This window comes from Chlamydiales bacterium, from assembly GCA_031292375.1.
Taxonomy (GTDB): Bacteria; Chlamydiota; Chlamydiia; order Chlamydiales; family VFKH01; genus JARLHF01.
This window is the reverse complement of the sequence record JARLHF010000004.1, coordinates 62,550-80,149: the sequence shown is the minus strand read 5'-3', so window position 1 is coordinate 80,149 and position 17,600 is coordinate 62,550. Positions and strand designations below refer to the sequence as shown.

Sequence of the window (17,600 nt, the reverse complement as noted above, 5' to 3'; positions counted from 1 at the left end):
TTTATTATTTTTTTGCTAACATTACTGATAATTATTTGAAATAACGTTGATTTTTGTGACTTTAATCTCTAGTTTCCGCTTCATTTGGCCTACTAGACGAGAAAACACTTATAAATCCATCGCCACTCCTAATTGCTGGCTCCGAGTATAAAGCCCTTCACAAAGAATGTATGGTAAAGTATAAGAGTTTCGAACTTAAGATGGGAAGATTTGGGGGAAGGCAGGGTGAAAAGGCTTGATTTTGAAGAAGGACTGAGGATTTTTAAAGAGGCTCCTATTGAGGAGTTGCAAGCGATGGCAAATGCTGTGCGACAAGAAAAACATCCTGGATCTTTTGTTTCTTTTGTACTCGATACAAATCCTAATTATACGAATGTATGTAATGCAGATTGCTCATTTTGTGCTTTTTATAGGAAGGAAGGAGCAAAAGATGCTTATAAAAAGAGCGTTGCAGAAGTGATGCAACATCTTGAAAGAGCAAGGAGGGCTGGCCTTACAACGGTTCTTTTGCAAGGTGGCCTTGCAGATGACCTTAAATTGGATTATTATGTGTCTCTGGTTAAAACAGCGATAGAGCACTATCCGGATATTCACCCCCATTTTTTTTCTGCTCCAGAGATATGGAATTGTGCAAAAGTTTCTAATTGTTCTGTTAGAGAAGTTTTGCAAGCTCTCTATGATGCAGGGCAAAGGACCATACCAGGTGGGGGCGCTGAGATTTTATCTGAAAGGGTGCGCTTGAAGATCTCTCCAAAAAAGATGGAGACAGGTGCATGGATGCTTGTGCATAGGACAGCTCATGAAATTGGGTTTAGGACGACTGCCACTATGATGTATGGGCATGTAGAGGAGCCAGAAGATATTTTGATACATCTGGATGTTTTACGTGCATCTCAGGATGAAATTTCTGGATTCTCTTCTTTTATACCATGGAGTTACAAAAGAGATCGTACATTATTGCGCAGGACAGTAAAGAATTGGGCAGGTAAAGATGCCTATTTTCGCATTCTTGCCTTCTCTCGCATTTATCTAGATAATTTTGATCATATTGCAGCTTCATGGTTTGGAGAAGGTAAAGAGATTGGAATGCAAGCCCTCTCTTATGGCGCAGATGATTTTGGTGGGATTAACATGGAAGAGAATGTGCATAGAGCCGCTAATTTCATCAATAAGACAGATCATAATGGCATTATTGAGATGATTCGAAAAGCAGGGTTTGAGCCTATTCAGCGTAATGCTTTTTACAAAACCATCAGAACTTATGAGAACATTTCTGAGGTAGATATTCCTGAAGAGCAGAGAGTCAAGGAAGAGGATTATGTTCCTATTTTAAGTAATCACGGATGATGATTTCTGCGGCGGTTTCAAAGTCGTGCAGGTCAATGTTGAGCCAGCGAAATGACTCCTCTTTTTTAAACCAGGTGAATTGTTTTTTTGCATAACGACGAGAAGCTTGCTTGAAGGCAGCAACGAATTTTTTGTACTCCTCTTCTGTTTGAGCGGTGTCTAAAAAATCTAGGCATTGCTTGTAACCAATTGCCTGGCATGCAGAAAGGTTTTGTTTGAGGCCTTCGTGGATGAGGCCTTTAACCTCTTCTAGCAGCCCAGATTCTAGCATCTTTTCACAACGATCTTCGATGCGTTTGTAAAGAACGTCTCGTGGGCGAAAAACAAACCAGCAGCGGTAATCATAGTTAGAAGGGGGAGCTCTCTCTTTCCAAGAAAAAGAACTCACCTGCTCCCTTGTGAGGGTAATGATTTCTAGCGCTCTGATAATTTTATGTTTATCTCCTCTTGTAATTGTAGCTGTATAGGTAGGATCTAATTTTGCAAGTCTTTCAAAAAGAGCATCGACACCCTTTGTTTTTAGCTCATGCTCAAGGGCGCACCTTACCTGAGGAATAGATGGAGGGCCACTGGGTGGTCCGTAAAGCAATGCACGAAAATAAAATCCAGCACCTCCAACAAGTATAGGGATATTCCCTCTTGACAAGATTGCTTTGATGCACTCTTGGGCTTCATAATAAAAGTCTACAACATTAAAGGTTTCAGTAATGTGACGGATGTCAATGAGGTGATGAGGCACAGATGCTTGTTCAAGAAGGCTTGGTTTTGCAGTGCCAATATCCATGCCTCTATAGACCTGCATGGAGTCTGTTGAGATGATTTCGCACTTGTTGAGGCATTCTGCAAGAATTAAAGAGAGCTCAGTTTTTCCAGATCCTGTAGGTCCTGCAATGAGGATAACTTTTTTTTTGCCCACTCCTTGGCTGTGATCGTCTCTCTTTTTAAGTGGCAGCAAACAAGAGAATGAGATCTCTTCAAAAATAGCTTGTTCACATACTTGTAGATCTGTCACAGCATTTTCCTAGAGTGCTTTTATAGCCTCTTCCTCTGATGGAGCGATAAAAAGTATTTGGTGAAAGCCTGCCATTTTGATGATATCCATGACGTCATCCGTTAGTGCAAAAACTCCCAATTTACCGTTTACACTTTTAAGCTTTTTTGTAACGGATAGAAGAACACGCATTCCAGCGCTACTTAAGTAGTCCACATCGTGCATGTCGATGAGGATTTTTAAGCTGCCAGCTTGCGTTAGCTCATTAATTTTGGATTCAATAGCTGGAGATGAGTTAGCATCAAGTCTGCCTTGAAGGTGGACAATGACAACTTCGCCTTTTTTTTCTTCAGTAATATTCATTGTTTTTCCTCAATATTTTGTTAAAGTATGGTTTGATATGCAACGATTATAGCGCTCTGCGTGAAAAAGAAAACTGTTTTTTTGTAAAAAAGCTACGATTTTATAGTGAGGTAAAGATATGGATAAGATAATGGGTCAATTTTTTCACACACTCTCCTCTATCAAAGAGGAGTATTTTGGTAACAAATGGATTGTTCGAGAAGATGGTATTGTTGTCGATGGAAATGGAAAAAATAAAGAGACGTATAGAGTAGACCCTGTTGATACTGTTCGTTTAAAGTGTTTTGCCATAGCAACGTTTAACCCTGTTAAAACGTGCGCGCTTGCGCTTGTTCATATGATAAAACTTGCCTATGTCGTTGCAGGAGTTGTTTTTGATTTGCTTTGGAATTTTGCAAAGCAATTCATGGATGATAAAACTGATTTTAAAATGGGCTTGTTTATTGAATTTTTTGAAGTTTTAGTGAATGAATTGCTTGATACAGTAAGGGATATTTTTATCTGCCTTGGGATTCAGCTTGGAGCGATGTATGGAGTTTATCATCCGTTTAATGGGCGAAAGATTGTAGGAAAGTTGGAGAAAGCTTTGAATGATGATATTGTGAGTGATGGTATTGGATCTTATATGGCTCTTTGTTTTCAATCTCGTCAGATATTATAATCCCATGTTACGCAAAAAAAAACTTTAAAAAAACTTTCTAAAGTGACTCATGCGTAATATGAGATTATAACTTGCAAACAGCTTTTTCCTTCGGTATACTGCGGCAAAGTTGGTTTTTGAGTTATTTGTATGCTTCCTTTGAGTGTTAAATCTATTGGTGAATTATTAAATTATAAGATTGATGATTCTAAAATAGTCCTTGGTGTATCTGTAAATAGTAAATTAGTAAAAAAACAAGATCTTTTTTTTGCGCTTCCAGGAAGCAAACAAGATGGACATTCTTTTTTACAAGAAGTCTCTCAAAGAGGGGCTGTAGCAGCTATTGTCTCTTCTAATTATTCAGGAGATGATTTTGGACTATCTTTGATAAAGGTTTTTGATGTTTTAAAGGCTTTGCAAAGGCTAGCAGAGTGGTATTTGCATTTTCATCGTCCAAAAGTTGTGGGAATTACCGGATCTCTTGGGAAAACAACTACTAAAGATTTTACAACAACCCTCTTAAGGTCTCGCTATAAGGTGGGATGTACTCCTGGGAATGCAAATAGTCGCATTGGAGTGCCTTTAAGTATCCTTGGAATGCAAGAGCCGTGTGACATTTTAGTCGTTGAAATGGGGCAGAGTGAACCGGGTGATTTAAAGTCCTTGGTGCAGGTGGTGCCTCCAGATATTGCTGTAATTACAACAGTTGCCTATGTTCATGCCTGTAATTTTGAGTCACTACAACAAATAGCTATTTCAAAAGCTGAGATTCTTTCACATCCTGCAACGAAAGTAGGCATTGTAAATAAGAGCATGCCTTTTGTACAGGATGTGTGTAAAAGTGGTGCTTGTATAAAGCGTACATTCTCTTGTAATGACAAGAATGCGGATCATTATATTAAAAAAGAAGAAGATCGCGCACATATATACTACAAGCAAAAAAAATGCATAAGTATTCCTTGGAGCATTATGGGAGATCATAATTTACAAAACTATCTTGCAGCAGTTGTCGTAGCAAGGGAGTGTCTTGTGAGTTATGAAGAAATTAAGATGGCTTCAGAAAATTTAAGATTACCTCATAATCGTTTGGAACGCATAGAAAAAAAAGGTATTACTTTTATCAATGATGCATATAACGCAAGTGAGCAGTCTGTATGTGCAGCCCTTTCGTCCCTGCCAAAGCCGCATCCTGGTAAAAAGAAAATTGCAGTGCTCGGAGATATGAAAGAACTTGGAAAGTTTTCGGAAAGTGCTCATAGAGTGGTTGGAAAGTATGCGTTGCAGTATGTTGATCAACTTTTCTGCTTGGGAGATGGCTGCCAGGTTATGCAAGAATATTGGGATCTTGCAAAGAAGACCATTGTTTTTGCTGAAAACAAAGAAGATCTTATCATGCGCTTAAAAGCCTCCATAGAGCCAGGAGATGTTGTCTTGATTAAAGGATCTCGATCTCATGGCTTAGATTCACTTATAGAAGAGATGGATTGAATGATTTTTTTTATTCTCGATTTTTTAAAATCATTGGGCATAAAGGTTCCTGGGGTTTTTGAGTATTACTCTACCAGAATCATTCTTGCTACCATCACAACACTTGTGATTAGTATTTTTTTTGGTCCAAGGTTTATTCGAAAGCTGTATGAATTGAAAATTGGCCAGCCCATCCGTATGGAAGAGTGTCCATTACTTGGTGAACTACATGAGAAAAAGAAAGATACCCCGACTATGGGTGGGGTTCTTATCTTGTTTGCAATGCTTGTTGCTATGTTTTTGTGGATGAATTGGTCTTATTCATTTACGCTCATATTATTTCTTACAACGCTTTTTATTGGAGCATTGGGTGCAAGAGATGATTATTTGAAGCTAAAATATAAAAATTCAAAAGGTCTTGCATCGAGAAGAAAGTTTATTTACCAAGTTGCTTTTTCTAGTTTGCTTGCGCTTTATCTACTTTGTCCCTTTGCTACTTCAAGCATACAGGTGGGGTCGTGGTTTGAGCCTCCTTTTGCAAAAGAAGTGGTTGCTAAAAAATCTGTTCAATTAGACATGGAAAAAAGTAACCATATTGAAAAGTCCTTAAAGACACATACCCTTACTACAAGAGAATACATTTCAAGGATCTATATTCCCTTTATAAAAGAGCCTCTCTTTTCCTTTACAGGGGTAGGCTTATTTTTAATGGGAATTTTTATCGTGGTTGTTGTAACAGGTTCATCTAATGCTGTTAACCTGACAGATGGTTTGGATGGGCTTGCAGCGGGCTCTGTTTTGCTTGTGGCTGCAAGTCTTGCATTAATAGCCTTTATATCTAACAATATAGATTTGGCTAGTTACTTGAATATTCTATACATAGAAGGTAGTGGTGAGATAGCTATTTATCTTTCAGCTCTTGTGGGTGCGTGTCTTGGTTTTTTGTGGTACAATGGATACCCAGCTCAGGTGTTTATGGGAGATACAGGCTCTTTGTCTCTTGGTGCAATTATTGGGGTTTCAGCAGTTTTGCTTGGCAGAGAAGTGCTCCTTGTGATTATTGGGGGAATATTTGTAGCGGAGGCTTTATCTGTGATTTTGCAAGTTGGAAGTTATAAATTGCGTAATAAAAAAAGGATTTTTTTATGCTCGCCATTACACCATCACTTTGAATATAAGGGATGGGCTGAAACAAAAGTTGTCATCCGCTTTTGGATTATTGGGCTACTTTTAGCAATTGTTGGCGTTGCTTCTTTAAAATTTCAGTAAGGAAAATTGTGGGTAGATCTGTTCTTGTTGTAGGTATGGGTATAAGTGGAAGATCTGCAAGTTCCTATTTACTTCATTTGGGTTTTCATGTGATTGGAGTAGACCTTCAAAAAAAAGTATTGGAACAGCAAGCAGAAACACAGCTTTTGTTAAAAAGAGGTCTTGAGCTAATAGGTGAAGAGGATTTAAAAAATCAAAAGAAGAGGATTGCATGGGAGTCTGTCGACTTTGTTGTTGTATCTCCTGGCGTTGCTTTGACAAATTTTATTTGCCAAGAAGCTATTCTCTTTAAAAAAGAAGTTATCGGAGAAGTTGAGCTTGCTTGCAGGGCTCTTACGAATAATAGATGGATCGGTATTACAGGGACAAATGGGAAAACGACAGTTACATTACTTGTAAATCATATTCTCAATGAATCAAAAGTTGCAGCCAAAGCGCTTGGAAATGTAGGTACAGCGCTTTGTTCTTCTATCTTGGATATTCAAGATGAGGTGATTGTTGCAGAGCTGAGCTCTTATCAGTTAGAAACAATGCATACTCCTGTTTTAGATTGCGCCGTTATTCTTAATATTACGCCAGATCATTTAGATCGTTATTCCACTATGGAAGCTTATGTAAAAGCTAAGTTATCAATTCAAAATTGTTTAAAACAGAATACGCAATTATATGTGCATGAATTAGTTGCAAAGAATTGGAAACAAGACTTGCATTTCTTTAGAACATTTGGTTATAGTCCTGCATCATTTATTTTTTCAGATCAAGAAGCGCTGTACATACAGGGTAAGAAAGCTGTTAGTTTACCACAAGAGTATCGAGGTAAAATGAGCCATGATGTTGAAAACTTTATGGCAGCTTATCTTCTTTGTAAAGAGCTTGGTGTTAGTGATAAAGATTTCGAAAAGCACTTTTCTACTTTTAAAAAGCCGGCACATCGAGTAGAGTTTGTAGGAGAGATAAATGGAGTTAGTTATTACGATGATAGTAAAGGTACAAACCTAGATGCTGTTGTAAGAGCAGTAGAATCCATAGATGCGCCCATTGTTTTAATTGCTGGGGGTGTTCATAAGGGAGCATCTTATAAAGCGTGGCTTCATACCTTTAAGGGCAAGGTTAAGGCTGTATGTGCAATTGGGCAGGCAGCAAATCTTCTTCATGAAGAGTTGTCTGAAAGCATTGCTGTACAGATTTGTTCTACTCTTAGCGAAGCTGTGCATCATGGTACTAGCTTGTGTAGTAAAGGAGATGCTGTAGTGCTTTCTCCTGGCTGCTCTAGTTTTGATATGTTTCGAGATTATGCTCATCGAGGTGATGAGTTTAAAAAATGTGTTTGGGCACTCACAGAGGAATCGATATGAGTCGTAGAGATACAATTATTATTGCTGTATTGATCAATGCGGGTATATTGCTTGTTTTATTTGCTACAGCGATACCTTCAAAAGATGAGTCAGAAGCTGAAAGACAAGAAATTTCTTCTTCAGAGCAAGTTGCAGCGAAAATTGAACCTGTTATTCCAAAAGAGAATATATTACCGCCTATACAAGCTGCTGATGAGGTGGATTTGGTTTTAAGTGAATGGAATATAAAGCCAGGAGAGCGCATTTCAGAGCATGCTGGGGATTCGATTACTTATCAGAGTGCACCGTTACAAGTGCAAGAGCCTGTTTTAGAAAAGCAAGCAGAAGAAAGTGTTCCTTCTAAACCTAGTATGGTTGCAATTAATGCAGATTCTAAGCCGCAGCCAAAAGCTGATTTTATCCAAGTCACTGTAAAGAAGGGTGACTCTCTAGATCGTATAGCAAAAGCAAATAATTCCACAGTACAAGAGATTATGACTGCAAATCAACTTGCAAGCATTTCTTTAAAAATAGGACAAGTCTTAAAGGTGCCCGTAAAAGAAGCTACAAAAACTTCTGCAAAGCAAACAAACGCGACTACAAATGGGCCTAACCAAAAAAAGGCAAGTGCCTCTACACAGAAGAGCCAAGCAACTCCCAAGTACTACACCGTAAAAAGCGGTGATAATCCGTGGCTTATTGCTAACAAAAATAATGTAAAGCTTGAAGATTTGTTGCGACTTAATAATTTGAATGAAGATAAGGCTCGCAAATTAAAGCCTGGTGATAAAATTCGCATTCAGTAACTTGTTTGTGTATATTTATGGTGCGTTATTTTCTTATAGGTTTTGTGTTTTTTGCTTTCGTCGTAGGACTTATCATGGTGTTTGATACATCTTCGGCAGAAATAATTGATCTGGGCTTAAACAAGAACATCTATCTTCCAACAATTAAGCAAGTGATTTTTGCACTCTTTGGTTGTTTGTTGGGCGTGCTTGTATGGAAAGTAGGTTATCATAAAATCTTATCGCTCGCATTTCCTCTTCTTTGTTTTTTTACTCTTTTACTCGTTCTTGTATTCATTCCAGGTATCGGAGTAAATGCTAATGGCGCGCGCAGATGGGTTTCAATTGCTGGGCTCTCTATTCAGCCATCGGAGTTTGTAAAATACTTAATTCCGATTTACTATATTTCTGAGTTACTTAAATTAGGCGTATCACAGATTAGCTTAAAGCAGTTTTTAAAAATCATAGGCGTAATTGCTGTGCCTATGATTTTGATTCTTGTAGAGCCAGATAATAGAACAACTGGGATCATTGGCTTAACAATGCTAGTCTTGCTTGCAATCACAGGTGTAAAGTTTCGCTACTGGGCGCTGCCTATGGGTATTTTGATGGTGATAGGGATGACTGCAGCTTATCATGTCCCTTATGTTGCAAAAAGACTAGAGGTATACATGCATCCAGAGCTTGATTTGAAAGGAAGGGGGCATCAGCCTTATCAAGCTAAAATTGCAGTAGGTTCTGGAGGATTGTACGGAAGAGGGCCTGGAGAGGGTTTGCAAAAGTTGAATTATTTACCAGAGGCCCAAAATGACTATATTGTGGCTATTTTTGCTGAAGAATTTGGTTTTTTGGGCGTTGTAACACTTATTTTTGTGTATATGAGCATTACTTATTTAGGCTTTTATATTGCACTTCAGGCTATAGACGTGGCAGGGTGTTATGTTGCTGTTGCAATGACTTTTTTAATATCCATCCAAGCATTTATGAACTTTGGAGTTGTTTCAGGATTACTTCCAAGCACAGGATTAAATTTGCCATTTTTTAGCCAAGGGGGAAGTTCCCTATGGGTAAATATTGCAGCGGTTACACTTTTACTTCAGATTTCATCTGTTGCGCTCGAAAAAAAAAGAATTCAGATTAAGAGAGAAGCTATATGAAAAAAATATTGATTGCAGTTGGGGGCAGTGGTGGTCATGTCATTCCAGCACATGCTCTTGCGCAGCAATTGCAAAAGAGAGATGCAGAGACAGATATACTTTTTGCTGGAAGCGGGCTTAGTAAAAATACGTATTTAGAGCATACATGCTATCCAAAAAGGGATATTGTAGGACCAAAATTGTCTTTAAGGTCTCCTATTTCCTCTTTGATGAATTGTGCCCAGATAGTTCAAGGTATTAGAGAGGGTAAGAAATTAATAGATCAGTTCTCTCCGCAAGTTATTGTGGGTTTTGGAAGTTTTCATACTCTTCCTATGATGCTTGCAGCTGTTATTCGCTCGATCCCGATTGTTCTATATGCTGCAGATACTGTACCTGGAAAGGTTGTTCGTTTATTGTCGAGTTTTGCAGATGTTACAGCAACGCACTTTCCAGATGCATTTTCTCATTTGAGGGGTTATAAACACTTGGTTTCTCATCCGCTGCGAGAAGAATTTGTGATGGGTTCTCAATCTAAGGAGAGAGCTTATCATTATTTTAATCTGGATTCAAACAAACATACAATACTTGTCTTTGGTGGCTCTCAAGGGGCTCTTTATATTAACAAGCTTATGAAAGATGCCTTTTTAAGGGTAAAAGAAAGACTTCCTTCATTTCAGGTGATCCATTTTACAGGCTCTTTAAAATGGACAGAAGAATTAGAGGTTTTTTATAAGAGACATGGAATTTCTGCTGTGATCAAAGAATTTGAGCCAAGGCTTGATCTTGCGTGGCAAATAGCTGACATGAGCATCACGCGAGCTGGTGCTAGTACCATTGCAGAGCAAATAGCTATGGAAGTGCCTGGAATTTTAATTCCTTATCCAACAGCTGCAGATAACCATCAAAATAAAAACGCTGATTACATGATGTGGAATATAAAGGGTGGAATGAAGCTATTAGAGTCAAAGGCATCTTCTCAGATAATTGCTGATAAAGTAATCTCATTTTTTTGCGATGATAAAGCGTTAATTAAAAATATGAAAAAGCATATTCAAGTGTATAAAGAGAATACTTCAAGAGAAGAACTTGCATCGATTGTACAGAGGATAGTAGAAAAGGCAGGTAAGTAATGCAGCATTTTCACTTCATTGGCATTGGCGGCATTGGTATGAGTGCGCTTGCACGTATATTGTTAAGTCAGAAAATTAAAGTTACGGGAAGTGATGTAGCGCAATCTTCCATTATTGAAGCTCTTACTTTGGAAGGCGCGCATGTTCATATTGGCCATGCAAAAGGGCATGTGCAAAAGGGGGCAACTGTTGTGTATAATTCTATGATCAATAAAGATCATCCAGAATTTGCAGAAGCACTTCTGTTAAATTGTAAAATTCTACATCGCTCTGATTTGTTAAAAATGATTGGTAGATCATACAAAACTCTTTCTGTTACAGGTACCCATGGTAAGACGACAACCTCTTCTCTTCTTACAAGCGTTTTAAAAAAAGCTCTTCTTGATCCAGCGTATGCTATTGGTGGAATACTTTTAGAAGAAGAAATGAATGGTGGATATGGTAAGGGAGAATATTTTGTAGTAGAAGCAGATGAAAGTGACGCCTCATTTTTAAAGTATCCGACTTTTGGTGCAATTGTTACGAATATTGATGATGATCATATGGATCATTACGGCTCCAAAATGAATTTAAGAAATGCTTTTTTGCAATTTATGGAAAATGTTCAAGAAGAAGATTTCCTCTTTTGGTGCAGGGATGATGCAACTCTTTTAACGTTTGCAGAAAAAGGCATATCCTATGGCTTCAAAAGCAATGCAGAGCTTTTGGGGTTGAATTACCGACAAGAGGGTTGGACATGTTTTTTTGATGTACAGTTTAGAGGAAAGAAATATGTGGATGTCGAACTTTCTCTTGTAGGACGGCATCAAGCATCGAATGCGCTTGCAGTTTTTGGGATGGCGCTTTGTTTAGGGGTTTCTGAAGCTGTTATTAGAGATGCTTTTAAGAATTTTGGTGGCGTTGGAAGGCGTTGTGAAAAAAAATGTGATAAAAATAATGTGACGATATTAGATGATTATGCGCATCATCCAACTGAAATAGGCACAACTCTCAATGGTGTGCGCAAGGCAATTGGAAGCAATAGATTGATAGCTGTCTTTCAACCGCATCGCTATAGTCGAACAGAGCACTGTTTAGATCAGTTTGGAGATGCATTTAATGAGGCTGATGAGGTCATCGTCACAGATCTTTATGGAGCGTTTGAAACTCCTATTCCAGGAATTAACGCAGAAGCAGTAGTTAAGAAAATTCAAGAGAAGTCTTCTGTTCCTTGTAGATTTATTCCAAAGAAGGATTTAAAGCTCACACTTCTTGCAACTATTCGTCCTCATGATGTTGTGATCACATTAAATGCTGGTGACATCAATAAAATTAGTGCAGAGCTTGGAGAGCATTTTTCTCGTTGAGGAAGCATAATTTATGAGAATAGCCTTTTCTAAAAAACTTGAAGAAAAACTGCCTCTTTGGAAGGCGTGGCTTTGGATTTTTTGTTCTATAATTTTTGTGCTAGGATGCACATGGGGAACTTTTCTTGTTCTTCAATATGTTCATAAAATGAGAATCCAAGATGATAGGTATACAATTGTTGCTATATTACAAACGGGTCCTGAGAAAGAAGTTTTAAATACAAGTTATCTTGCAGAATTAATGGGATTGTCAACAGATTACAAAACTAATTTGATAGAGTTTAATGAAAAAAAAGCTGCTTATGCCCTTTTAACAAGCCCTGTAATCAAACAGGCTAATGTTAAAAAACTTATCCCAGGAACTGTTTATGTTGATTATACTGTGCGAGAGCCTATTTGTACTCTTTATGATTATGAAAATGTAGGTATGGATCAAGAAGGGTATATTTTTCCACTTCGTCCTTTTTTTTCTCCTAAAAAATTGCCAGAAATTTATTTGGGTCTTTTGCCTTTTGGTATGCAAGAAGATGAGTTTGGACGTGTTGGTGGTTCTTGGAATGCTCCATTGAACACAAAAGAAGCGCAATTTTCTATAAAACTTGTAAAAGAATTTTCTTCCCCTGAATTTCAAGAGCAGTTTAGGCTTTTGCGAGTAGATGCATCTTCTGCCTATTCTGAGCTCTATGGACAAAGACAAGTTGTATTTGTAATTGAGGATGTGCTTCATAGACAAGAAGAAAAGGGTGTTGTAACTTACGTGTTTCCTCGTATTTTGCGCTTAAATACAGAAGAGTATCTCCAAGACATGCAGAAGTATCTTTTATTAAGGGAAAAACTTATAGATGATGCTCTTTTGTCAATGAAGAACCATGCAAATGAGACATATGTAAGGGGGCCTGCCTTAATTATTGATTTGCGTATTCCAGAACTTGCCTACATTAAGTATTGAGGATGATTTTTTAGTGAAGTACATTTATTTAATTATGTTGGCAACAATACTCTTGGGATGCTCTGGAATGGAAGATTCTGAGTATAAATTACAAAGAGACCGTAATCAAAAAGGTGAGTACATCTATAGAAGCAATCAACACCATCTGGCAACCAATCCTGTGCCAATACAGCGTATCCGTGGTAGGTATCCATGGGAGAAAAATTTAGTTGGAGCTCATCCCAAAATCACAAAAGAGTTTTTTCGCTGCAAGGGAAATGGCTTGAATGCTTCTCGTATCATTACAGAAGCTGGTAAAGAGCCTGTAAGACTCTCTGATTGTGGAGGTATTGATAAGCATAGTCTCTATCTTCGAGGTGGTGATGAATTTATCTATCCGATTTTATTAGATCTTTTAAACTATGTTCAGGCAAGAACTGGCAAGCGCGTTGTGATTACTAGTGGTTATAGATGCCCTGAACACAATGCGTATGTAGATTCTTCTATTCGTAGCAGAACCTCTAAACATATGATTGGAGCAGAAGTTGATTTTTATGTTCAGGGATTGGAAAGCCGCCCAGAAGTTATTATCAAGCTATTACAGCAATATTATCTTGAAATGCCAAAATATAAGGGACAAAAGAGTTTTGAGTGTTTTGATCGCTATGATAAGAAAGAATGTTATGTTTCAACTCTGCCATGGTATAACAAAGAGATTTTCATAAAGCTCTATAAGCCCTCTGAAGGGCGCGATTTTGATAATCGTCATGCATATTCCTACATCAACATACAAGTGCGCTATGATTTTGATAGAAAAGAGAGCGTTGTTTATAACTGGAACGATGCCTTTCATAATTATCATAGAAAATAATTCACCTTTATTAAAATGCCTATTTTTGATTAAACTCTTCTCTTTGTATACGCTGCCCATATGGCGAAATTGGTAGACGCGGTAGACTCAAAATCTACTTTTAGCAATAAAGTGCTGGTTCGAGTCCGGCTATGGGCAATTTGTCTAGGGAGAGTGCCCTGCGTTACATTATGTCTAATATTCTAGTACAAGCTATCAAGAGCCAAGTTTGTTGAGCAATACTTTGGATCAGAGCTGATTCCTAAGCTTATTTGTGTGGTAGAACCCAAGGTTTGAGTTAAGAACTTTTAGGAAATATTCATAAATTTTTTAAAATGGACGGCATGGATGGCTATGAAGCTATATATAAACAAGCTCAAGAAGAAGTCATTAGACTTCTTGTGTAATTACATTTGCTTGTTAAAATTGTTTTTTTTGGTTGTAATTGCCTGCCCACTGATTAGTTTTGCTGCTGTCAGCGTTGGAATTGGGAAGACTGATATTACACCTTCTATAGGCACGCCTTCTGCAGGGTATGCAGAAAGGAAGGGGGAAGGAATGGTGGGAATTCATGATCCTCTACTGGCTATAGCTCTTTTTATCGATAATGGGGAAAAACAAATTGTCCTTTGCAGCGTAGATCACCTAGGATTTACCTATGAAATGGTTCAAGAAATAACCCAAAAAGTTCATGCTTATTCAGAACTTAAAGCGTGCGAAATTTTTATTGCCTCATCCCATACCCATTCAGGGGGAGGAGCTTATTTGAACATTCCTACTTTAGGAGAAGGTTTAGCAGAGGTTTATAGTCCAGATACTACTCAGTTTTATGTCGATAGGACAGTTGATGCTATTTTTCAAGCTTATCATAATCAAACCCTTGCTAAGATAGGAATTGGCTATGGCAAGGCAGGTGCTTTAAGCCAATATAGAGGACTTTGGCCAAAAGATGTGCTTCCTCTTGATGATGTGACTGTTATTAAAGTTACTTCCTTAGATGATGCTCCTCTTGCTGTCCTTTTTAATTATCCTGTGCACCCAACGGTATTAGGGAGCCAAAATAGGCTTTTCTCATCCGATTTTGTTGGTTATGCAAGGGATTATCTTCATGTCTTTCTTGAAGGTGTCCAGCCTATTTATTTTAATGGGGCTCAAGGAGATATTATTCCTATCATTTTTAATGAAAGTAACCGATTTGAAGCCTGTGATAATCTGGGAAAGTCTTTAGCAGAAACTGTAAGGGAGATCTGGGATACAATAGTGGCAGATGATGTTTTGCAGATTGATATTCAAAAAGACTTTTATGCTTTTAAGCCCCAGGCAACCCCGTTTGGCCTTGCTTTACCTATTGATCTTTATAAAAGCGAAATGAATTTAATTGTGTTCAATCAAGCACATGCCTTTATTACCGTGCCAGGGGAGTTGAGTTGTTTTTATGATAGGTGCTTAAAAGAGTATGGAAATAAGTTGGGCTTTTCTCATGTGTCCATTTTTGGGCTAACAAATGATGCTCACGGCTACATTATTTTGCCTGAATCTTGGCAACACAAGACGCTTGAGTCGGGATTTTCTTTTGGAGGAGAGAATTATGGAGATGCAATGAAGAAAAGAGCAGAAATTCTTCTTTTTCGTAAGAGCTGTTCCCGCTGTGAATTTTTCGAGGGAAAATTCACAATAGAAAAACTTTGTTGTTACACATTTTTTTATGTTTGGAAACGTCTTCCTATGGCGAATGCCCAAGGATACTATAAAACAGGCCTTCAGCCTGCAAATTACACACTGACTGAGCGCACCTAGGGCGTGTGCCCTAGGCTTTTATAGATCAGGCTTTCAGCCTGAAATAGTTGCAAGCGTAATTTTCAGGGCATCGCCCTGTATTATAAAAGCCTAGGGCACACGCCCTAGGTGCTCTCAGTGTGTGACTTGCAGGGCATCGCCCTGTATTATAAAAGCCTAGGGCACACGCCCTAGGTGCTCTCAGTGTGTGATTTGCAGGCTGAAGGCCTGCGTTATAATAGTTTAGAGTAGCCTCCATAGGAAGACTCAAAAAACGATTTTTAGAGCTCTTCATTTAGAAGTCAATAGTGTAAAAATTAGCATAGACATTTTTTTTAAATTTTGTTACCATGTTGTCTCGTATATATATTTTTAGGATTTTATTATGGCGATAGATTCAAAAGCAATAGCTCATATAATTGTTAGAGCTTCGGGTGGTTTTGGCTCGATGGTTACAACACTTATGATAGCTGAGCCAATTGGCTCATGGTTAGGAAGGATTATTTTTCCTTTATCTGTAGAAAATACCCGCTTTGGCTTGTACATGGATAAGGATGATTATAATGCCCTGTCTAGGGCTCATAAAGTATGGGGCGCAGTAGCCTTAGTTTTAACAGGAGCTGTGATAGGAAGTGCTATTGGAGGCATACTTATGTGGGCATTTTCTGTTACAGGAAACAGTAATCTTTGTTCTAGAGTTATAGGGATTTGTATGAATGTTTTTTTGGGGTGCGTGGGAGCTCTGATGAATTATCCTAAGTCTATACCTGGGCATTTGACTACCACAGTGGGAGTAGGAACAGATCCAGTAGCAGCGTAATCAAAGAGATATATGTTCTAGAATAGCTTGCTACCGATTTTTGCATCTACTGCGGGCGTGATGAATGTAGCTTCTCCACTTTCAGCTTTGGGGAATTGTACTCCTAGGATTAAGGCATCCGAAACAGTATTGCCAACTTGTTTTGGAGGAAAGTTTAAAATGCCCATGACAAGTTTGCCTTGAATATCTTCTGGCTTATGTTGGGTAAACCTTCCTACACTTGTTCTGATCCCAAACTTTCCAAAATCGATTTTTATTTTATAGGCTTTTTTTGGCGCTGTAAGTTCTTCTTCAACATGGATAACACGTCCTAAGCGGATTTCTAATTTATCAAACGTTTCTTCTTTTGACACAACTTGTTTATTTTCCATAGAATCCTTCTTTATGTATATAAATCATCTAATTTACGGTGCATGATATAGCCGTTTTGGTAGCTTTCGTCGGGATTTCGAACTGCTTCTGGTAATGTGCCAATAATGCTAAACCCAAGTTTTTGGTAAAGTTTGGTTGCGACAATATTTTGACTTAGCACCATATTAAATTGCATTGCTTGAAATCCAAGGTTTTTAGCAATATGCAAGGAGGCTTTAATGAGAAGAGAGCCAATTCCTTTGCCTCGATAGGTGTCTTGCAGCATATAGGCTGCATTAGCAATGTGACTAGATCGTCCAGGAAAATTAGGCCGAATGTAAAAACCGCCAATTACTTCATTGAAAGAGGAGTGACACACATAGACATGTGCTTGTGGAATTAGAAATTGTTGATGAAACTCTTGCAAAGAGCTACCCCCATAAGGGAATTGGCAGCCTGAATTGACTACATCTTGAAAGATATTATAGAGCTTATTTTCATCTTCTTGGCTAAATGGCTTTAAAGTACATCCTAGGTGATTTAATTGTTTGTAGATTTCTTGCAAACTTTCCATAGTAGTTACTCTTTTTGTTTTTGTAGTCGTGCGTTTCTAAGTCCCCTTGCATAGAGTTCAATTCCTTGGTAGACGATTTTAACCTCTTCTTTAGTTAAAGTTTGAAGGGCCTCTTTTGTTTGATTAAATGCGATGGGCTCAAAAGCGTTGAGAACACTTTTACCTCTATCTGTAAACTGAAGATAACGTTTTCTTTTGTCTTTTTCGTCTGATGAGCATGTGATGTATCCTTTTTTGATGGCTTTGGCAATGAGTCTACTAGCTGTCGACTTGTCTAGCAATAAACGTTTGGCAATTTCACCCATTGTAGGGCTCGTACAGGAATTTAGTTCAATTAAGAGATGCCGCTCTGCTAATGTTACGCCTATGTTAAAATAGGCGTCATTAAGAAGGCCTAATTCTCGTACAACATTTCTTGCATTATGCCTTAGTAAGTCTATTTCTTTATTTGAAAGATTTGTCATAGTATGTCTAAATGGTTGTGATATAC

General features: G+C 38.1%; 18 protein-coding genes and 1 tRNA gene. 14 read left to right on the top strand and 5 right to left on the bottom strand.

The genetic code is table 11. The features are described from left to right. The first annotated feature begins 225 nt into the window (after nucleotides 1-225). Nucleotides 226-1,347, top strand: coding sequence for a cyclic dehypoxanthinyl futalosine synthase (gene mqnC, locus P4L16_01105; GenBank protein MDR3623720.1), 1,122 nt, complete (start codon nucleotides 226-228; stop codon nucleotides 1,345-1,347). On the opposite strand, the gene miaA is transcribed toward mqnC, so the two are convergent. Beyond that, entirely contained in the window at nucleotides 1,325-2,359 is a 1,035-nt protein-coding gene (miaA, locus tag P4L16_01100) for a tRNA (adenosine(37)-N6)-dimethylallyltransferase MiaA (GenBank protein MDR3623719.1), read from the bottom strand. The two genes, mqnC and miaA, sit on opposite strands and share 23 nt — an antisense overlap. A gap of 9 nt (nucleotides 2,360-2,368) precedes the next feature. Further along, on the bottom strand, nucleotides 2,369-2,701 hold the full coding sequence (locus P4L16_01095) for an STAS domain-containing protein (protein ID MDR3623718.1): 333 nt from the start codon (nucleotides 2,699-2,701) through the stop codon (nucleotides 2,369-2,371). 118 nt (nucleotides 2,702-2,819) lie between these two features. Here P4L16_01095 and P4L16_01090 point away from each other — a divergent pair, with 118 nt between their 5' ends. The 13 genes from P4L16_01090 to P4L16_01030 all read left to right on the top strand — a co-directional run bounded on the left by P4L16_01090 (nucleotide 2,820) and on the right by P4L16_01030 (nucleotide 16,185). Beyond that, nucleotides 2,820-3,362 (top strand): hypothetical protein, encoded by a 543-nt coding sequence (locus tag P4L16_01090; GenBank protein MDR3623717.1) that lies wholly within the window; start codon nucleotides 2,820-2,822, stop codon nucleotides 3,360-3,362. A 129-nt stretch (nucleotides 3,363-3,491) separates the two neighbouring features. Continuing rightward, complete coding sequence (murF, locus tag P4L16_01085; GenBank protein MDR3623716.1) at nucleotides 3,492-4,829, top strand: UDP-N-acetylmuramoyl-tripeptide--D-alanyl-D-alanine ligase; 1,338 nt, start codon at nucleotides 3,492-3,494, stop codon at nucleotides 4,827-4,829. Further along, a complete protein-coding gene (gene mraY / locus P4L16_01080; protein ID MDR3623715.1) occupies nucleotides 4,830-6,077 on the top strand; it encodes a phospho-N-acetylmuramoyl-pentapeptide-transferase in 1,248 nt (415 codons plus the stop codon). It begins immediately after the preceding gene. Between the two features lie 8 nt (nucleotides 6,078-6,085). Further along, a complete protein-coding gene (gene murD / locus P4L16_01075) occupies nucleotides 6,086-7,432 on the top strand; it encodes a UDP-N-acetylmuramoyl-L-alanine--D-glutamate ligase (GenBank protein ID MDR3623714.1) in 1,347 nt (448 codons plus the stop codon). Then, nucleotides 7,429-8,217 carry a LysM peptidoglycan-binding domain-containing protein gene (locus P4L16_01070; GenBank protein MDR3623713.1) on the top strand — a complete coding sequence of 263 codons (789 nt, stop codon included), beginning with the start codon at nucleotides 7,429-7,431 and terminating at the stop codon, nucleotides 8,215-8,217. Before murD ends, P4L16_01070 begins: the two co-directional genes overlap by 4 nt. Nucleotides 8,218-8,234: 17 nt before the next feature. Beyond that, nucleotides 8,235-9,353, top strand: coding sequence for a putative peptidoglycan glycosyltransferase FtsW (locus P4L16_01065; protein ID MDR3623712.1), 1,119 nt, complete (start codon nucleotides 8,235-8,237; stop codon nucleotides 9,351-9,353). After that, nucleotides 9,350-10,465 carry a UDP-N-acetylglucosamine--N-acetylmuramyl-(pentapeptide) pyrophosphoryl-undecaprenol N-acetylglucosamine transferase gene (locus P4L16_01060; GenBank protein MDR3623711.1) on the top strand — a complete coding sequence of 372 codons (1,116 nt, stop codon included), beginning with the start codon at nucleotides 9,350-9,352 and terminating at the stop codon, nucleotides 10,463-10,465. Before P4L16_01065 ends, P4L16_01060 begins: the two co-directional genes overlap by 4 nt. Then, nucleotides 10,465-11,811, top strand: coding sequence for a UDP-N-acetylmuramate--L-alanine ligase (murC, locus tag P4L16_01055; protein MDR3623710.1), 1,347 nt, complete (start codon nucleotides 10,465-10,467; stop codon nucleotides 11,809-11,811). Before P4L16_01060 ends, murC begins: the two co-directional genes overlap by 1 nt. 13 nt (nucleotides 11,812-11,824) lie before the next feature. Beyond that, a complete protein-coding gene (locus tag P4L16_01050) occupies nucleotides 11,825-12,760 on the top strand; it encodes a hypothetical protein (protein ID MDR3623709.1) in 936 nt (311 codons plus the stop codon). Nucleotides 12,761-12,773: 13 nt separating this feature from the next. Continuing rightward, entirely contained in the window at nucleotides 12,774-13,610 is an 837-nt protein-coding gene (locus tag P4L16_01045; GenBank protein MDR3623708.1) for a D-Ala-D-Ala carboxypeptidase family metallohydrolase, read from the top strand. 54 nt (nucleotides 13,611-13,664) lie between these two features. Further along, a tRNA-Leu gene (locus P4L16_01040) sits at nucleotides 13,665-13,748 on the top strand. Between the two features lie 195 nt (nucleotides 13,749-13,943). Further along, nucleotides 13,944-15,386, top strand: coding sequence for a neutral/alkaline non-lysosomal ceramidase N-terminal domain-containing protein (locus P4L16_01035; protein ID MDR3623707.1), 1,443 nt, complete (start codon nucleotides 13,944-13,946; stop codon nucleotides 15,384-15,386). A gap of 364 nt (nucleotides 15,387-15,750) precedes the next feature. Beyond that, nucleotides 15,751-16,185 carry a hypothetical protein gene (locus P4L16_01030; protein ID MDR3623706.1) on the top strand — a complete coding sequence of 145 codons (435 nt, stop codon included), beginning with the start codon at nucleotides 15,751-15,753 and terminating at the stop codon, nucleotides 16,183-16,185. 17 nt (nucleotides 16,186-16,202) lie between these two features. Here P4L16_01030 and P4L16_01025 read toward each other — a convergent pair whose 3' ends face one another. Genes P4L16_01025 through P4L16_01015 form a run of 3 tightly spaced genes read right to left on the bottom strand, consistent with a single transcriptional unit; the run spans nucleotide 16,203 to nucleotide 17,574 of the window. Next, a complete protein-coding gene (locus tag P4L16_01025; protein ID MDR3623705.1) occupies nucleotides 16,203-16,556 on the bottom strand; it encodes a hypothetical protein in 354 nt (117 codons plus the stop codon). 11 nt (nucleotides 16,557-16,567) lie between these two features. Continuing rightward, complete coding sequence (locus tag P4L16_01020) at nucleotides 16,568-17,110, bottom strand: GNAT family N-acetyltransferase (protein MDR3623704.1); 543 nt, start codon at nucleotides 17,108-17,110, stop codon at nucleotides 16,568-16,570. A 5-nt stretch (nucleotides 17,111-17,115) separates the two neighbouring features. After that, the gene (locus tag P4L16_01015) at nucleotides 17,116-17,574 is read right to left on the bottom strand and encodes a MarR family transcriptional regulator (GenBank protein ID MDR3623703.1); all 459 of its coding nucleotides are present in this window, start codon (nucleotides 17,572-17,574) and stop codon (nucleotides 17,116-17,118) included. Nucleotides 17,575-17,600: the final 26 nt, after the last annotated feature.

Excerpts from the sequence above, each read along its gene's own strand:
- P4L16_01095 (MDR3623718.1), bottom strand. The coding sequence starts at position 2,701 with ATGAATATTACTGAAGAAAAAAAAGGCGAAGTTGTCATTGTCCACCTT.
- P4L16_01090 (MDR3623717.1), top strand. The coding sequence starts at position 2,820 with ATGGATAAGATAATGGGTCAATTTTTTCACACACTCTCCTCTATCAAA.
- murF (MDR3623716.1), top strand. The coding sequence starts at position 3,492 with ATGCTTCCTTTGAGTGTTAAATCTATTGGTGAATTATTAAATTATAAG.
- mraY (MDR3623715.1), top strand. The coding sequence starts at position 4,830 with ATGATTTTTTTTATTCTCGATTTTTTAAAATCATTGGGCATAAAGGTT.
- P4L16_01070 (MDR3623713.1), top strand. The coding sequence starts at position 7,429 with ATGAGTCGTAGAGATACAATTATTATTGCTGTATTGATCAATGCGGGT.
- P4L16_01065 (MDR3623712.1), top strand. The coding sequence starts at position 8,235 with ATGGTGCGTTATTTTCTTATAGGTTTTGTGTTTTTTGCTTTCGTCGTA.
- P4L16_01060 (MDR3623711.1), top strand. The coding sequence starts at position 9,350 with ATGAAAAAAATATTGATTGCAGTTGGGGGCAGTGGTGGTCATGTCATT.
- murC (MDR3623710.1), top strand. The coding sequence starts at position 10,465 with ATGCAGCATTTTCACTTCATTGGCATTGGCGGCATTGGTATGAGTGCG.
- P4L16_01050 (MDR3623709.1), top strand. The coding sequence starts at position 11,825 with ATGAGAATAGCCTTTTCTAAAAAACTTGAAGAAAAACTGCCTCTTTGG.
- P4L16_01035 (MDR3623707.1), top strand. The coding sequence starts at position 13,944 with ATGAAGCTATATATAAACAAGCTCAAGAAGAAGTCATTAGACTTCTTG.
- P4L16_01030 (MDR3623706.1), top strand. The coding sequence starts at position 15,751 with ATGGCGATAGATTCAAAAGCAATAGCTCATATAATTGTTAGAGCTTCG.
- P4L16_01025 (MDR3623705.1), bottom strand. The coding sequence starts at position 16,556 with ATGGAAAATAAACAAGTTGTGTCAAAAGAAGAAACGTTTGATAAATTA.
- P4L16_01020 (MDR3623704.1), bottom strand. The coding sequence starts at position 17,110 with ATGGAAAGTTTGCAAGAAATCTACAAACAATTAAATCACCTAGGATGT.
- P4L16_01015 (MDR3623703.1), bottom strand. The coding sequence starts at position 17,574 with ATGACAAATCTTTCAAATAAAGAAATAGACTTACTAAGGCATAATGCA.